Raw genomic sequence first — 16,649 nt, 5'->3', positions numbered from 1 at the left:
GGGATCAGACGGTGGCCGAGGGAGCAGCCTTGGCCAGCGACATGGGAGCGGCAGCGGCGGCGGAGAAGACGGGCCGGAACGGAGCCAGCTCAGGCAGGTCCGGGGTCCGGTCGGCATGCCGGTTGCAGATGTTCACGGCCTGCCGGAGCGACGTGTGTGGGGCGCGGATGCGGTGCCACCCTCCGGACGAGTCGCCCGCGATGGCGAGCCCCCGCATCTCCGCCGGGATCTGGATGGCGGCGAGGACGGCGTCCGGGGCGATGTCGCCGAAGGCCATGTTGGCGGAGGTCTCGTCGTTGACGCGGTGTGCGGTACGGCCGGTGAGCTGGGCGCGGAGCATGGTGATGCCCTTGCCGAGTTCGGAGCCGAAGCGCTGCCCGCAGATTTCGAGGTAGATGCCGGCCGCGCGGCCAAGCTGGGCGAGACGGACCAGGGCGGTGATGATGCGGTCCCGCCGCTTCTCCTCCTCCTTGTTGGCGAACAGGGCGAGTTCGGCAACCTCGTCGACCAGGACCACGACCGGGGTCGGGCGCAGATCGGCCGGCAGGTCCCAGATGTCGGCGGCGATCTCCGCGTCCGGCACGCCCGCGGCGATGCGCTGCTGAGCCCGGATGACCTGATAGATGCGCTCCATCCGGATCACGAGCGCATCAAGCACGTCGGCGGCGGTGTCGGGGTTGTCGGCCAGCGCGGAGAACCGGCGGGCCAATGGGAACAGCTCAACCCCCTGCTTGCAGTCGATGCCGACGAGGGCGACGTCCATCGGAGCGAGTCCGGCGACCAGGTTGCGTTGGTAGACGGACTTCCCGGACTCCGTGGCCCCGAGGGTGAGGGCATGGGGTATCGCCCGGTAGTCGCGGTAGTGCACCGAGCCGTCCTGCCGCAGGGCGACCGGCACCCGCATCGGCCGGCTCTCGGTCTCGGCCGGCATCTGCACCCGCTTGAGTACGTCATAGCCGGTCATCCGCACCTCTACGACGCTGGAGCGCAGTTCCCGCGAGGTCACGCCGTACATCGAGAAGGAATGCCGGAGCCGGTCCGAGGCGGCGGCGACGTCGAAGGCGTCCTGCCCAGGCCGGAGCTTGAGCCGCAGGACCAGGCCGGTACGAGTCGGCCGCAGCCGCAGAATGCGCGGGGCGCGTGGCCCCGGTATCGGCCGGTTGGTGGCACGGGCGAGGGCGAGCCGCCACCGCGCGGGCGGAACGGTCAGCCCGCACGCGTCCATGACCGAGCCGTACCGAACCAGGACCCGCACCACGGCCAGCGTGACCCCGAAGGTCAACCAGTACCAGGCGGGGCGCCGCCACCGCAGAAAACCTACGGCGGCGGCGACCAGCACCAGGGCGACCGTTAAGGCGGTCATGATCAGGCCGCCTTGGGCCTTGCGGCGGCATCGGCGAGTGAAGTGACCGCGACCGCGCGGAACGCGATGCCGTGCCGCTTCTGGCCGTTGAAGTCGTTCTCCCAGGGCCGAGCGATCAGACCGGTGAGCGCGACCGGCGTGCCCATGGCCAGCTCTCCGGTGATGCCGGGCTCCGGGACGGTGATGGAGAGGATCTCCACCTCCTCGTTCGCCGCGAACATCACGTCGACCGTCATCAACTTGGCCCCGGTCTCGGCGTCGGTGGCGATCTCACCGGTACGGCGGTCACGGACCTTGACCTGCGGAGACTTGGCGACCATCACAACGGCGCCGGAGGTGTCAACGGGGATCTGACGCACAGGATCACTCCTCTATAGATGCTGGACTCCGTCACTCATGTACATGAGTGACAGGAAGAAGAGTGCCCGACTCATGTACATGAGTCAACCCGCCATGAAGAAGAACTCGTGACGGGCTAACGGGTGTTGAGTGCGCGTCAGTCGGCGGCAGGGATCCGGTACTCGAAAACGAACTGGTCAGCGGCCATGAGGGTGTCGCACACCTCGACCACGAGACCTGCGGTCGTACGGGCTTCCCGGATCAGGTGAACCACGGGTGCCCCCGGGCTCAGCGCCAACTCTGAGGCTTCCGCCTTGGAGGCCGGCCGCGCTTGCAGTGTCTCGACGAACTCCGCGAACTCGTGTCCGTGGTCTTCGAGTCGGGCGTAGATGCCACCACCGCCGGGGTTCTCGGCGAACAGCTCCGGGATGTCCTTCACGACGTCCCAGGGCAGGTACGACGTCGCGGTCTCGACCGGGGTGCCGTTACGGAAGTAGAGACGCCGGCGAGCCAGTACCTGCGTACCGGCCGGAACGCCCAACCGCTGGGCCGCATCCTCGGGCGCCTCCGTGGGCCCGATGTAGAGAACGCTGACCTTGGCGGTGGCGCCGGACTGCGCGGACTCCGCAAGATAGGCCGCCTGTCCACCCCGCCGGAGCGAACGCCGGAAGCGATCGGAGGAGCGGTGCCGCACCGGAGGCCGGTTCTTCACGATCGAGCCCTTGCCATGCCGGGTTTCTACGAGCCCGCTTGCCCGCACCTCGACCATGGCCTTACGGATCGTCCCGCCGGACACGCCATAGCGCTCGACCAGCTCAGACTCACTCGGCACCATGTCGCCAGGCTTGAGGACCCCCGCCCGGATCTGTTGCACGATCTCGTCCGCGATCTGCACGTACCGAGGTCCGGACCCGACCCCTCCAGCCGCAGTTCCCATAGTCCTTCTCTGCCTCCTATGCTCCTCTACATGAGTCAAGCACAGGAAGCGACGCCGTCTCCCCTGCACTCCGTATCCGTGGCCGGAGTGGTGGTGCGCGAGGACGGCCGCCTCCTGGCGATCCGCCGAGCCGACAACGGCACCTGGGAGCTCCCCGGCGGCATCCTCGAACTCACCGAGACCCCCGAGGCCGGCGTAGCCCGCGAGGTCCTGGAGGAGACGGGCATCCACGTCGAGGTGGACGAGCTGACCGGCGTCTACAAGAACCTCACCCGCGGCATCGTGGCCCTGGTCTTCCGCTGCAAGCCGTCCGGCGGCACCGAGCGCACGTCGAGCGAGTCAACGGCGGTTTCCTGGCTCACGCCCGACGAGGTCAGCGAGCGCATGTCCGAGGTCTTCGCGGTCAGACTCCTGGACGCCCTGGACGACAACGGCCCCCACGTGCGTAGCCATGACGGCAAGCGGCTCATCCCAGCGGGATAAAACCTTCTCTCCTTCATCAAGGCGGCTCGCTCCGCTCACCGCGCGCCGCCCGGCCCCCGGCCGGGCCTGCGCTCCTGTCTCCGCCCCGCTCCAGCCCGGCCGGCGTCCGTGCCGCGCTCAGAGCAATCAGCCACTTGATGCCAGAAAAGGGGTACGTCGTGGCTGGGGCGGCCGGCTCCACGGCTTTAGCCACCTCCCCGGTCCGGGTCCCGCGTCGAGCAAGACCAGGGGGCCACTCGTGCACATTGCGGTCAGGCCCAAAGCCTGCCCGAGTTGCCAATCAGCGTACGGCCCCCTGCTCATGCTCGACCCCGAACCGGGCAGGCCACCGGCCAAACCCGCTCCGCCGCCCTACTTGACCTCAGTAACGCGAGCGATGGGGCTGGCGGAAAATTGCTCTACCCATGCCAGCGGATAGAGCCAACTTGCGCCCGCTCATCGCTGCCTCTGCGGAACCAACTGAGCTCAACGTCCAACTCGCGGTCGCAATAGAGCCCCAGGTAAGCCTTCAGCAGGCGACAATCCTCCAACACCTTTGGATCACCTGGCATATGCGTTTCAACCTCACGAGAGGAGAGAACTACGACTTTCGCCCTTGCACGCGAGATCATCACATTGAAGCGACGGAGATTGAAGAGGAACTCGTCCTCATTCGCGATGGCGTCCGGATCTCCCAACGCCATCGTTGCAATGATGACGTCACGCTGCTGCCCTTGGTACCGCTCGACAGTGTCCACAGCTTCCCTCAGGAGCTTTTCAGTCACCTCGGGGACACCTTCGAATGCCTTCACCAACTCTGACACGACGAGACTCTGCTGAGCCCTGTGCGGGGTTACAACACCCACACCACTCGTAAAGAACTCCTGGGCAGTAGCCGCCTTCCGGTCCACCGCTTTCATGCCTGATTGCACGCCAAGCGTCTTCTCACCGGAAACCTGACTGGCAAGACGCCCGTAAAGCAGACGGATCATCGCCGCAGTCGCCTGCGCCTCAAAGGCATTCCACTGACTAGCGAGACCCTCGCTATACACGAACGACGAGGCAGGGCGACTGGGATCAAGCAGCACAGACAACGACGGACTGAAGGGCAGTGACGCCGGCCAGTCCGTCGGCTTCTGCTCGGGTAGGGGGGATACCAGTGCCATCCGCATATCCGGTGAGTGCGATTCGAGTTCTGCGTATCCCGCTCGCCGCACAAACCCCACAATGTCCTCGCAGGACCGGTAGTTGATTGACAGCATAGTAGGCACGACGTCCCGACACACACGCAAGAACGTGTAAATCGACTCGACCATCGCTTCCAGCCCCCGCGGAGGGGCCACCGAGTGGATGGGCGGCATCTGGAGATCGTCGCCACACACGATCACTGACGCACCATCGGCCAGTGCGATTAGGGGGAGCGTCGAGGTAGCTACGTCGACCTGCGAGGCCTCATCGATGATCAGCATGTCGAAGAGGTGGGCGCCGGGAGTATCGCCCGCACCGTTGACACCGTTCGCCGCGACCGTGAGATTGGACGCCTGCTGAGGTGTCGCCGCGACTAGGGTCAGACCTGACGAGGTCGTGAGGTCGTTCAGGAGCTCGATGAGCTCGGGCGCCGGATTCCGACTGTCGACAGGAACGTCGTTGATACCGCTCGAAACCTCGTCCTCTGAACGCTGGGGAGAACGTACGCGGGCCACATGTACCTGCCCTGCCACAACCTTTTGCAGCGCCTCGATCAAGCTGGCCCCCACCACGTTGTCGACTGCGGTGTAGGTAGGCCCAGTTACCAAGATTCGAATTGGTTGATCACCTTCGGCGGCAGCCGCGAGAGCAGACACGATGATAGCCCTCAGCGTATGGCTCTTCCCCGTCCCCGGAGGGCCCCAGATCAATGACATACGCCGTGTCAACGCCTGGATCCAGGCAGCGCGCTGAGAAGGGTTCAGCTCGCCGAGCTGACTAGCAGCCTTTTCAGCAGCGACCATGTTTCGCGCACTACTTTGCTCTAGCATGCTCTGAGCTCCCCAGAGCACTTCACCAGCACAAGTAAGCGGCGAGGTTCGAGCCCCTCTACGGCGCCGCTCTTGCCCAGTGGCGCGAGCCGCATCCCTGTTCGCCGATTGCTGAGCTATCAGGGGATTGCCGATATACGCAAGGGCGGCCTGTACTCGCCTCGTGAGGAACTCCACAGGTTTTTGATCAAGGACTACGTCACGCTCGAACGACGCCAAACCCACCCTCTCAAGGGCTTCCACCATCTGTGGATTTCTGAGTTCCAGAATGACATAACCATCGGAACGATCAAAGGCGACGATGTTACACTCGGTGACCGAGTCGAGGCGCCAACGGAACTCCCATGGCCGCAACTCCGGCATACCGGGAATATCTTTCAACGGAAATATCGGTCGATCTAGGAACGTCGGATCTTCAGCGGACGAGATACAAAAACCTATGTCCCCGTCCTTGATCTTCATTTCTCGCGAGCCTGCACCGATCTCGTAGACGCGAACTCCCGGCCTCTCGTCTACCCGCCGCGAACGGAGAATTGCGGCAGCCTCATCCCCGATGATCCTGCTGGGCAGCCTCGCAGCTCGAAAGCGCGCCTCGCGCTCATGCACAGGCATGGCGCGGCTCGTGTATACCTCCACCTCTTGGATGGCGGCGTTGAGTTGGCAATGCCCCAACCACAAATGGCTATCAGAAGCCAACTTGGAAACGTTGTCTAGCGGGCCAACTCTGATTTCCGGTGCCGCAGCCTTGAGTACACCCTTCAGATCCTCGCCGAGACGATCAGTCACGAGCTGCAAAGCCCGAATCCTGAGATCAACATTCCGACGCAAGTCAGAGATTACCTGTTGATAGTCCCTACGCTGAGCCGGCCTTTTAGCGGTAGCAGGTCGAGGCTTGACCTTGGTCCAGATCTCATGTGCCCGTTCAGACGGGATCTGATCCGAGAGTGGATCCTGAAACATCGGGTGGGGATTAACGTCGAATGCACGCTCAAGGCGGGTAGGCTGATAAACCTTGGCCAACTCCAGCAGGGAGTAGTAGTGCGCGACCGGAGCTCCTACTAGAGCCCTAACCGCGTCCCTCACCACAGTGATGGGACTCCGCCGGGTCGCCATGCGCGGGTTAGGAGCCAGGTTCTCTGGTGGGAAAAGCCAGGCGAGGTCAGCAATCCCACTTTGCGGGTCAACGATGGCGTTGAGGTGACGCCCAATCACTCGTGTCAGGTGCTCGTACTGAGCCTGGTCCCAAATGTAGACCTGATAGGTCGCGTCACCCTGCGCGGTATGCACTTCTTCCAGAATCTGATTAATCCTGGCCAGGAAAGCTTGAAGCCTCTCTAGCTCATCAGATAGATCCTTACGCTCCACGATATAAACCTCAGTCGGGAACGCCTTAGTTGACCGGTCAGGTTTAACCCAGTACCCGTTCAACGCAAACGCCAGCGTAATACCAGAGCCGACGTCGAAGTAGGTAGCGACGCGAAGACGTAGATTCGCGAACGCTGGCATTACAGCAGATGTACCAGCATTCGGGATAACCGCAGCGTTTGCCTCGCCGGTAAGGACCCTGGCGCGAGAGCCGATAACGGTACGCCCAGCCCTTAGACTCTGATGCTGCTCATATACCTCGTCGTCATCTGTGAGCGTCGCCAAATCTGGAACGTTCTCAACATCTCCTTGGCGGAGCGCCTCTGCTGCCCCTCTTCCAAGGAATGCGACACGAGACAGATGTCCGTCGGCTTCAGCGGTGGGGATGCAATGATCTGCGGCCCATGAAGGCTCGCCATCCTCATACCACTTCTGCCCGAGCCAATCGCAGTTCCGGCAGCGGTTGTCTACATGCCAGGGCAGATCCCGCCACTTAGCGCCGGCCGCCACTGCCTCAGCCAAAGGGCCGCTGAAGAACTGACGTAGCCAGAGGGAGAAGACCTCAAAGGGAACGGTTTCGAGGTCGTCCTCCAACGCACGGGCCAAGTCAGCCGGAGTAAGCCCACTACCGCCGCCGGCGGTAGCCTGCTCCTGAGCGCGACGTACCGCGGCAGCCTCATGCGAACCAGGCCACACCGCCGCATCGGCTGTGACTACGAACCGGTCTGTCAGAGCATTGTCAACAAGCCATCCTGCCAGGGCGATGGCATAGTAAGTCACTTCTGCATAATAGCCAGGGGTAGGTTCCGACGTAAGCTTGATGTCGATAACCCGCAGTCGAAGCCGGGCGTCTTCTGCGTCCAGTTCCCTGATATGTCCGTCGGGAAGAACCTCTAGGTTACTAGGGCAGGACGATGCGTCCCGGACTTGGATAAGGTCCGGCCGCAGCATGGCAAAAGACAGGTTTGGCAGTCCTCCTGCGAATGCCTGTACAAAGCTACCCGATACCTCGTACTGCGCCTCTACCAGGAAGTGACCAGGGGAGACTTTGGGTAGCGCTGCAGCAAGGTCCTGCACCGAGTAGCCCACCGCTACTGTGCTTCCGGTAGTTGGATCTACGGTGGTTCGCGCATTGCCGACCAACGTGCCGGCAGGAAACGTTTGCTCAATGTCAGCGAACTTCTTCGCTTCCCAATCGCGGCCGGCTTTAGTAATGAGCTGGATTCCTGGACGCGTCTTTTGTTTCGCTGGCATCCCGAATTGAGAGACTTCGTTGATGCCGTCTTTCCGCGCCGCCTCATCCGCAGCTATATTCAAGGCAAGCTGCCTCACACACTGAGTCGCGAGAAACTGCCCTAGTGTTTGCTTCCGGAGGTGCGGCACAGTGCTCTCCCAGCTATCTAGCAAGCTTTAGCGAAACTTGGTTCAGCCACGTCAATGAGCGATTGCAGAAGAAGTTTGCGCTCTCCTGCTGGCCGTTCAAACCTTTCCTCAAGCGCAGCGCAAATGAGAAAAGCACGCTTCAAGTTGATATCGTCCGGTACCCGGTAAACTCCAGGAATCTCGCCGTTCAGCTTCCTTTCCCACTGATTAGCGCGCCCTAGAGCAGTCGCTTCTCCGTCCAAGCTGATGGTGAGGTCAAATTCTACATTACCCGCGTCCTCGTCGCTGTTGACCGCCAACAGCGGCGCACGGCGCAAGACAAGAATGGCATCGAAAATGCTGTTTCCTTCGTGGGCGTGGAGCCCGAGCCCCCCATCACCTTGCAGAGGAAATACTTGCACAGGCTTTAGTGCTGCCGTTGAAAGAGCTTGCGCGAGACCCAGCCACCCGATCGCGGTGGCATGCTGGTAAGTGAAAACCACACGCCCAGTACTATTCAGCACTCTCGCGGCCTCTTGAAAACACTTACCGAGCCGAGTGGCGAAGTCGCTTGCAGCGCGCGCCTTGCGGTTTGATGCCGCTAGGCTCGTGCGTCGTGCGGCTTCGGGATCCTCTGAACTGATAACTCCAGTAGCCCGGAGCCATGGCGCAAAGAAGTCGGATAGCTCGCTATACGCAATATTGTCCAGATACGGCGGATCCGAAAGCACAAGAGATACGGACTCAGACTCTACATGTGACAGGTCCTCGGCACTGCCGCAGACAACTTTGGGAGGCGCTAGAGGTGCGATGGAAGGTACTGGGGTGAAACCTTCCTTTGTGAACTCTTTGGGATTCCTGCTGAAGTCCACAGCTGCGCGCACTTGCCTCAGTGCGTTGGGATATGTGCCACGCCCCGTTCCCAACAACCAAGGATTGACTTCCACGGGACGTGGTACATGGCGAAACGCCCGTAGGGAAAATAGCGGGACAAGTCGGCGCCACCCGGAGGCATAACTAGTAAGCATACAAGTGGTCGTCAAGTGATTTGAAAAGGCTAGAGCAGCGACTTCCTTCTCCGCGGCTGAAAGCCCAGAGATCTCTTCAAGCAGAACAGAGAGGTGCAGGAGTTGTCGAGGGTTGAAAAGATCCCGGTATTGGACATACCCATATCGAAGTAGTCGATCATCAGTGCGCACCAAAGGGATATAATCCTCTGGGATTACACCACGTCCTTCCTTTTGTCGCTCTTGGAGCTCGATTTCAGCTTCTTCAACAAGGGCACGGTCTCGGTCGGTTGCAACCTGGAAGGAACGCTGCGATAGCGGTGTGCTGCGGCGGGTTGGCTCAATATCTAGAACCTCAAGAGCGAACAATCGCCACACCGGAGGCTTCCCGGTTCTTTCTGCTACGTCGATGAGGCGCTCTCGGTGCCCGCAATCTGGGCAGCACATCGTGCCGGCCGTCACTACACCTTCGTCGACACGGGTAAGAGCACGGCACGTTCCGCAACGCGCGGCTGCCTTACCCCCTGGACGCTCAAGTATGTCGCCGCACTTTCGGCAAATAATCCACTGTCGGCTTCCATCTGGGTTAGCAGCGAGCCGATAACTCGGATGAGCTTCTACAGTGCGCCCACAGCCGGCGCAGTCGACTGCTTGTACCCAAAAATGATGCAGGACTGTACGCTCCTCGCCGTCCACTCCATGGGTTGCATGAAATGGTGCCAGCTTTTTAGCGGCGCGCTCGTGAAGCTTGGAGGCAATCACGTCTATGTCAGGCTGGCCAGAAGCGTTCAGCTCGAATTTGGTGACAGCGGCTGCAACTGGGTCGACGTCCACCCCAATTACGCTCGCTCCGAGCCTTTGAGCCTCTACTAGGGCCGTGCCGCCACCGACAAATGTGTCCAGGACCGTATGACCGCGCAAGTCAACGTTTTCGTAGTAGCCAGCCCAGAAGTCCCCATCATGTGGGGTTGTAGCAGCAACCAGTAGCGCACGGAACGCTGTGCCGAATCGGCGGGCAAACCACTTGTGCGCTCCGTAGATCGGCCGCGGGCGACGAGCCTCACGGCGCGCGAACCCCGCGAGAGCACCTACTGGGACCTGTCCGGTGTCGAGAAGCGACCGTGTCGGCCAAGTCATCACAGTGAGTTCGCCCTCCCCAGCGGTCTCGCCGCCAGCGCGAGGACCAATTGACACGATGCCAACTCAGGATAGCTGCACAGGTGCCGCTGGTGAACGCTGTGTCGCAGACTTCGGTGTGGGAGCGCTGGCCAGCGGCCTCCATCGGTGGGCGAAGGTGTAGATCGCCGGTCACTGTAGGGGCTCTGCCACCCGTGGGGGCAGCCGCAGCGGGCCAGCAGGCGGACCGCCTCACAGCCTTCAACAGCGCGGCCCGGAGGCCACGTTGCTTGCCCCGGGACAGAGACTGTCCTGCGGTGCACACCCGTGCCATGAGCCTGGAAGCCACACTGCAGGAAGTCATCAGGCGTCGAAGGCAGGGGCAGACGGGCCCGGGCCGAAAGTCCTAACTGCAAGCCCTCATCCGCGTCATCCGCACTCTCCGTGTTCAAAGCGGGCGGAGCGTGCTTTGGTCAAGGCCTCAGGTAGGTCTGTGGCATTTTCATGTACCGGAACCCAGCTCGTTCTCGCGAATCCTTGCCGTGTCCCGCTGTCGCCGGGCCTCACCGTGGGTGCCAATTCGAGCGGCTCTCCCAGCTTGGGCAAAGGATCTGACGTTTCAGGGATGACCGTCCAGGACTGGCACAAGATACCGTAGGGTCCCGTCTCTGACACTAGAAATGGGGCGCGCGGGATATCGCCCACCAAAATTCTGAATCGATGTCCGCTTTTCCACTCCGCTAGTGCTACCTCCGCGCATCTGAGCTGATCACGCTTGGTCGGCTTCCCACCCTTGACCTCGATCCATGCTTTCGTTCCTGGAAGCCAGAAGTCCGGTAGATACCTACCGTGTTGGGTCTCAAATCCTTGCGGTTCGTAGTTCCAGTCGATGCCGAGGGCATCGAAGAACACAGCCCATCGAGCCTCAAGACGGGAACGGAACCTACAACCTGCATAGCGTGTTTCAATGGCTCTGATAGCCATACTAGTTCTCCGTATCGGCGCGATCCGTACGTTGCAGCGCTCACTCTGATGGTTAAAGCGGAACTTGCGTGTGCGCTGCGCATCCTTCCGAGTCTCGGTCGATGCCTCGTCACCATTTGCGTTCGCTGGTCAGTTGCTCTTGTTCGCTTCCTCCTCAGCTCGCGTATTAGTGTCATCGATACCTGCCGGTGCGTCCAGGCCGACCGGACTTTTCAGCGCGCGGCACTCCCAGGCACGTGCAGGTCGGCAGTGACATGACAGAGCGCCCGCCTGGGGTGAGGGACTAGGCGTGAGGCCAGCGGATCGCAACATCGACCCCACTAGGGCACGCAGCTAACAGTGCCACCGTGCCATTCTCTTCCCCTCAGAACCGCTGCTGGTGCGGCTTGCAGGCCGTGCACGCCCGAATGGTGAGTGTCCATCTGCGTGACAATGCCGGCGGACAGCCGCGGACACGGGTGGGCCGTTACCGCAGTTCAGAGGCACACCGCGCCCGAGGTCAAACGCTCACCCATCCAGCAGACCACATGTCATGTCGCCACTACGCAGCAGGCCACCAAGCCAATGGAACCCGTAGCCCCAAGCTTCCCAAGCTGATGCCGTCGACATGCGCCCGCGTGCACCAGACAGGGATGGCATGCGCCTTCCCTACCGGCAGAAGCCGAGACACCGTGCCTAAAGCTTCACAAGTCCGGAGGGGGAAGCAGCATGGCGAAGTGTGGTGCCCCGACCAAAGCTGGCGGCCGGTGCCAGCGTCAGGTACTGACAGGCACGTCTCGGTGCCCGATCCATCAGGGCCCGTGGTCCCCGTACGGTGTAGCCCAACGCAAGGAGAAGGAAGCCAAGGAGAAGAAGCGCAAGATCCGCAGGAAGCGCTAGCTCCGACTGACATCCGCGGGTGACATCAACAGCACCGGACACGGGCGTCTGGGGACGGCCCTGCCCCCTCGCACCGACCGAGCGGTGGCGGCGCCAGGCAGCGCCCGGATCGAACTCCGTCGACATGTGGGGTGGCGCTGGGCCGACCGGCCAGACGAGCCTTTGGAAGTCTGCCCATCCGAGGGCTGTTCCGCTGACGTCCAACGCTTACATCAGCGACCCTGGACGGCGGCAACCAGTTGTGGCTCTGGCTCACGAGGCAAGCCCCGACCAGGGCGATGGCAAAGCGAGGCGCGCTGCGGCGGCCGAGCCATCTCCGGGCCGTCCGAGGCCAACCCCGCATGGCAGAAGCCCACGGCATGGTGTTCAAAACCGTGGGCTTCGTCGGGCTTCTTGTTCGGCGGGACCGACGGTCAGGAGACCGGCATCTCACGTCGCACCCAGCAGGCCGCAGCAGAGGAAGCTGCCTCAGCCTCTGGGACGACGCAGCGACCCCCTTCAGGGTCGATGAGGGTCGCTCACCGCCAGGAGGTGACCACGGCTAACTGCAACGCGGAGAACGTCCCGCAACGCCCTGGTCAGTTCCCTCGCCAGCCGTTGTATGTCTTCCAGGCTGGCGCCCTGGTCGTCCAGAGTGGCGGAGGCATGCTCCAGCAACTCGGCCGCCGTCCCCAGTTGCACCGCTTCGATGTTGTCCGCCAGGCGGGACATGTAGCCGGCCTTGTCGTCGGTGGCCAAGTAGCAGGGCTTCCCCTCCGGCCCCGACCACGGGAGGAGTCGCAGTTCGTTCGGTGCCGTCATCGTTGGGTTCCCTTCTCATCGGTCACGTCGTGGGTGGTGAAGACCGCGTTGACGCGATCTCCGGGGAACACGAGTAGCGCGGCCTCGACAACTCGACCGGTGGAGTCGGTCGCGACCCGTGTGATCGCGAGGGCTGCCGCCGTTGGGCCGATCCGGAGGGCGGATGCCTCGTCCGGTGTCGGTGGACGAGCGCATACCGTCTCCCGGACAGTTGCCGGTGCCGAGCCGAGGACTGCGAATCTCGTGGTCGTGTCCCGCAACGAGGAGTCGTCGCCCAGCACGCTGGCCGGTGCCAGGTCGCGCGGGATGTAGATGCGGGCCAGACCGTGCGGTGAGCCCCCCTCGTGGCTGATGCAGAAGAACTCAGCGAGAGGGCTGCCCGTCGGCACCCTCAGCAAGGTCGTCAGGTGGCCGTCTGCCTGCACGGTGGCGGTGCGAACAGTGACGCGCATGGCCGCTTCAGCGGCGGTCCAGGGATCCAGCGTTCCCCATCCCCCGACGTACACGATCTTGCGGAGGGAGCGGCGGACAAAGTTGCCCTTTCCGTGGATCTTCTCGACAAGACCTTCGCCCTGGAGGAGCGCGAGGGCACTTCGCAGTGTGGCCGTACTGACCTCGTATCGGTCGGCGAGGTCTGCCTCGGACGGCAGGCGTTCACCCGGTTTCACTGCGCCAGTTGTGATCTGGCGCCGGAGATCGTCGGCGATGTCGTGATGGCGTGAAGGCACGGACCGGGTCACCGCCTTCTCTGCACGCGAACGGCGGCGAGTCGGGTTCGCGTGTGCATGGTCAGCAGCTCGCCCGACTCGAAGAGGAGTCGTTTGGCGCCTTGAGGGAGTTGGATGAGGTCCATAACCCGGCACGCTCTGCCGCCCAGTTGAATGACGTCGCCACGCTGCACGGTGGTCGCCGTGACCTCGACCGTGGAAACCAGCGCGCCGCCCGGTGCCCAGCCGCTCACCGCTGCACCTCCCTGGGCTTTGAGTGGCCCGGGATCGAGTGACACGGGCACGCGCACGTCTCGTAGACAACCGGCAGGTCGATCGGCGCGGAGACGGGAGAAGACTCCGTGCAGAGCGGGTGTGTGCCGATACGGCAGGTGGTCGACCGGTAGGGGACGGCAGATGCTTCGGTGACGCGGCGCCGTTGGCGTGGAGACATCAACAGGCCCCCGCCAGGGTCGACCAGGCTTCAGCCGGTAGATGGGAAGCGACGACCACCGCTCGTGGCCGTACTCGTTGCTCCCAGGCCAGCACGTAGGGGCGGACGAGTGCGTTGTCCTCCCCTGCGAGCGGGAGTCGATGGTTGGCGATGTCAGACACCCGGCCCAGTGGCCGCCTCGACGCATCGGCGGACGGCGGGCAGGCTGGGACCACCGTCGAGCGGGACGTCGTTAAGGGGCGGCGGTACCTGCCCTTGGGGGCGTACCGCGCTCTGGTGAGTGAGACGGCACGGCGGATACGGTTGAGCACGCTGCTCAGCTCCTATCGCTGATGGCTCGGTCCCCCGACATCGTCCGTCGCCGGGACCGCTTTGTGTACGACCGCCCAGAGGGTGCGGCCGTTCAGGCTGGTGGCGAGGAGTCCGAACCGATCGGCCTCGGCCACCACTTCCAGAACCTCCCGCCATAAGTCGGCGCAGAGCGCTTCCGGTATCTCCGCTTCGACCGACGTGTAGCGGTCGCACTCCTCCACGCGCGTGGGGAGCCCGACGGCGGACAGCCGGGCGACGATGGCCGCCACGCGAGATCCCGAAGCGGGCACAGGGCAGCCTCCGTCAACCGGCGATCACTTTCAGTGAAGCTAGTTAACTAGATTAGAGCTAGTGGACTAGATTTTCCATATGCCTGAGCAGCCGCCCTATCTCCGCATCGCCGACGAACTCCGGCGCCGGATCGCGGAGCACGTATGGGAGCCCGGGGACCGTCTGCCGTCCCGCACCCAGATCGGCCAGGAGTACGGGGTCGGCGAGAACGTGGTCCGTCGGGCGCAGGAGCTGCTGATTTCCCAGGGTGTGCTGGAGGGCCGCGCCGGTTCGGGCACGTACGTCGCCGAGCCCCGGCAGCGAGTACGGGTGGTCCGTTCGTCCGCGCGTGAGCGGCCCGACGGGTCTCCGTTCCGGGCGGACATGAAGGCCGTGGGCAGGCAAGGAGATTGGGAGAGCCGGACTGAGGCCAAGGTGCCGGCTCCGGCGGACATCGCGGCGCGGCTCGGCATCGCCGAGGGCGACCTGTGCGTCCGGACCACGTACGAGTTCCTGGCCGACGGCAGGCCCGTGCAGCTGTCGACGAGTTGGGAGCCGTACGACCTCACCGCCGGCACTCTCGTTGTCCTCCCGGAGGGAGGGCCGCACGCCGGGGCGGGGGTCGTGAACCGAATGGCCGCTATCGGTGTCACCGTCAGCCACACCGTGGAGCAGCCTGAGCCGAGGCAGGCGACCGCCGAGGAGGCGTCACTCCTGGGCATCCAGAAGGCAGCGCTCGTCACGCACATCCGGCGGACGTACTACAGCGACGAGGGACGGCCCGTGGAGACGGCGGACATCGTGGTGCCCGCCGCGCACTGCGAGATCGTCTACGAGATTCCGATCAACCGTCAGTAGGGAATGGTCGGAGACGCCGCTTGGGAGTCAGTAGGTGTCGGCCTACCTACGGCGCCGGATGTACCAACCCGCCGCCAGCACGGCGAGGATGCTGACCACGAAGGCCCACACCGTGACGGCGCCGTCGTACGAACGGTAGGCCACGAGAGCATGCATGCTCTGACGGATACCCAGGACTCTTGGGCGCAGGCGGAGGCCGTACGTACCCATGGGTCGAATGCGTGTCGAAGTGCAGACGATGACACACGCGCCGGACAAAGACAAGCAGGTCAGCAGGGGTATAACTCAAGATCCACCGAGCGCCTTCTAAGCGCTTGGCCGCAGGTTCGAGTCCTGCCGGGGGCGCCATTCTGTGGCCGGCCCTGCCCGGGTGTCCGTGTGGGTCATCTGGGTCCTTCGGTCAGCTCGTGCTTTCCTTGATCCGGAACCGTCGGAGGGGAGAGGCGACGTGCGACTGCGGTGTGCGGTGCTGGATGACTTCCAGGGTGTGGCCACCGGAATGGCCGACTGGTCGGTGATCGCGGACGAGGTCGAGGTCGTCCCGCTGCGCGAGCACCTCGGCGGGGAGGACGCCCTCGCCACGGCTCTCGCCGACTACGACATCGTCGTCACCCTGCGCGAACGCGTCCCCTTCCCCGGTTCGCTGATCGCCCGCCTCCCCCGGCTGAGGCTGCTCATCGCCTCCGGCATGCGCAACAGCGTCATCGACTACGCCGCCGCCGAGGCGCACGGCGTCACCGTGTGCGGTACGGCGAGTTCTGGCACCCCGCCGGTCGAGCTGACCTGGGCTCTGCTGCTGGGCCTGGCCCGCGGGATCGTCGAGGAGAGCAACGCCCTGCGCGCGGGCGGCCCCTGGCAGTCCACCGTCGGCGCCGACCTGCACGGCAGCCGGCTCGGCCTGCTGGGACTCGGCAGGATCGGCGGCCGCGTGGCCCAGGTCGGACTCGCCTTCGGCATGCGGGTCAGCGCCTGGAGCCAGAACCTGACCGAGGAGCGCGCCGAGGAGGTGGGTGTCGAACGGGCCGGCTCCAAGGAGGAGTTGCTGGCCGGCAGCGACTTCGTCTCCGTCCACCTGGCCCTCGGCGAGCGCACCCGCAGCCTCGTCGGCGCCCCCGAACTCGCCCTGATGAAGCCGACCGCCTACCTGATCAACACCTCCCGCGCGGCGATCGTCGACCAGGACGCCCTGCTGGCCGCGCTGCACGACGGCCGGATCGCGGGTGCCGGCGTCGACGTCTTCGACATCGAGCCGCTGCCCGCCGACCACCCGATGCGCACCGCACCCCGCCTCCTCGCCACACCCCACCTCGGCTACGTGTCGCGCGCCAACTACACGACGTACTACGGGCAGGCCGTGGAGAACATCCAGGCCTATCTGGCGGGGGCGCCGGTACGACGGCTGCCCTGAGCCGCGC

At 63.8% G+C, this 16,649-nt stretch carries 12 protein-coding genes; 3 read left to right on the top strand and 9 right to left on the bottom strand.

Annotated elements, in window-relative coordinates; genetic code table 11:
• Window positions 1–4: 4 nt before the first annotated feature.
• The 3 genes from ACGFRF_RS20750 to ACGFRF_RS20740 all read right to left on the bottom strand — a co-directional run bounded on the left by ACGFRF_RS20750 (window position 5) and on the right by ACGFRF_RS20740 (window position 2,639).
• Window positions 5–1,363: an FtsK/SpoIIIE domain-containing protein gene (locus ACGFRF_RS20750; protein ID WP_393741918.1), complete on the bottom strand. Its 1,359-nt coding sequence runs from the start codon at window positions 1,361–1,363 to the stop codon at window positions 5–7.
• Window positions 1,364–1,365: 2 nt separating this feature from the next.
• Window positions 1,366–1,722: a hypothetical protein gene (locus ACGFRF_RS20745; RefSeq protein ID WP_171156182.1), complete on the bottom strand. Its 357-nt coding sequence runs from the start codon at window positions 1,720–1,722 to the stop codon at window positions 1,366–1,368.
• A gap of 137 nt (window positions 1,723–1,859) precedes the next feature.
• Window positions 1,860–2,639, bottom strand: coding sequence for a GntR family transcriptional regulator (locus ACGFRF_RS20740; RefSeq protein WP_393741916.1), 780 nt, complete (start codon window positions 2,637–2,639; stop codon window positions 1,860–1,862).
• 18 nt (window positions 2,640–2,657) lie between these two features.
• Here ACGFRF_RS20740 and ACGFRF_RS20735 point away from each other — a divergent pair, with 18 nt between their 5' ends.
• Window positions 2,658–3,122 carry an NUDIX hydrolase gene (locus tag ACGFRF_RS20735; RefSeq protein ID WP_393741914.1) on the top strand — a complete coding sequence of 155 codons (465 nt, stop codon included), beginning with the start codon at window positions 2,658–2,660 and terminating at the stop codon, window positions 3,120–3,122.
• 398 nt (window positions 3,123–3,520) lie between these two features.
• Here ACGFRF_RS20735 and ACGFRF_RS20730 read toward each other — a convergent pair whose 3' ends face one another.
• The 6 genes from ACGFRF_RS20730 to ACGFRF_RS20705 form a co-directional block, all read right to left on the bottom strand.
• Window positions 3,521–7,816: an AAA domain-containing protein gene (locus tag ACGFRF_RS20730; protein WP_393741912.1), complete on the bottom strand. Its 4,296-nt coding sequence runs from the start codon at window positions 7,814–7,816 to the stop codon at window positions 3,521–3,523.
• 68 nt (window positions 7,817–7,884) lie between these two features.
• On the bottom strand, window positions 7,885–8,349 hold the full coding sequence (locus ACGFRF_RS20725; protein WP_393741911.1) for a hypothetical protein: 465 nt from the start codon (window positions 8,347–8,349) through the stop codon (window positions 7,885–7,887).
• A 3,981-nt stretch (window positions 8,350–12,330) separates the two neighbouring features.
• Window positions 12,331–12,633, bottom strand: a complete 303-nt coding sequence (locus ACGFRF_RS20720) for a hypothetical protein (protein WP_393741909.1) — start codon at window positions 12,631–12,633, stop codon at window positions 12,331–12,333.
• Window positions 12,630–13,373, bottom strand: coding sequence for a GntR family transcriptional regulator (locus ACGFRF_RS20715; RefSeq protein ID WP_393741907.1), 744 nt, complete (start codon window positions 13,371–13,373; stop codon window positions 12,630–12,632). The genes ACGFRF_RS20720 and ACGFRF_RS20715 overlap by 4 nt, the downstream gene beginning before the upstream one ends.
• Entirely contained in the window at window positions 13,370–13,594 is a 225-nt protein-coding gene (locus ACGFRF_RS20710) for a hypothetical protein (RefSeq protein ID WP_393741905.1), read from the bottom strand. Before ACGFRF_RS20710 ends, ACGFRF_RS20715 begins: the two co-directional genes overlap by 4 nt.
• Window positions 13,595–14,117: 523 nt before the next feature.
• The gene (locus ACGFRF_RS20705; RefSeq protein ID WP_393741903.1) at window positions 14,118–14,396 is read right to left on the bottom strand and encodes a hypothetical protein; all 279 of its coding nucleotides are present in this window, start codon (window positions 14,394–14,396) and stop codon (window positions 14,118–14,120) included.
• 79 nt (window positions 14,397–14,475) lie between these two features.
• On the opposite strand from ACGFRF_RS20705, the gene ACGFRF_RS20700 reads away from it, so the two are divergent.
• Together ACGFRF_RS20700 and ACGFRF_RS20695 are read left to right on the top strand one after the other, a co-directional pair.
• Window positions 14,476–15,234 (top strand): GntR family transcriptional regulator, encoded by a 759-nt coding sequence (locus tag ACGFRF_RS20700; RefSeq protein ID WP_393741901.1) that lies wholly within the window; start codon window positions 14,476–14,478, stop codon window positions 15,232–15,234.
• 448 nt (window positions 15,235–15,682) lie between these two features.
• On the top strand, window positions 15,683–16,642 hold the full coding sequence (locus ACGFRF_RS20695; RefSeq protein WP_393741899.1) for a D-2-hydroxyacid dehydrogenase family protein: 960 nt from the start codon (window positions 15,683–15,685) through the stop codon (window positions 16,640–16,642).
• Window positions 16,643–16,649: the final 7 nt, after the last annotated feature.

Source organism: Streptomyces sp. NPDC048521 (assembly GCF_043199855.1).
Lineage (GTDB): Bacteria > Actinomycetota > Actinomycetes > Streptomycetales > Streptomycetaceae > Streptomyces.
This window is presented reverse-complemented; position numbering and strand designations above follow the sequence as displayed.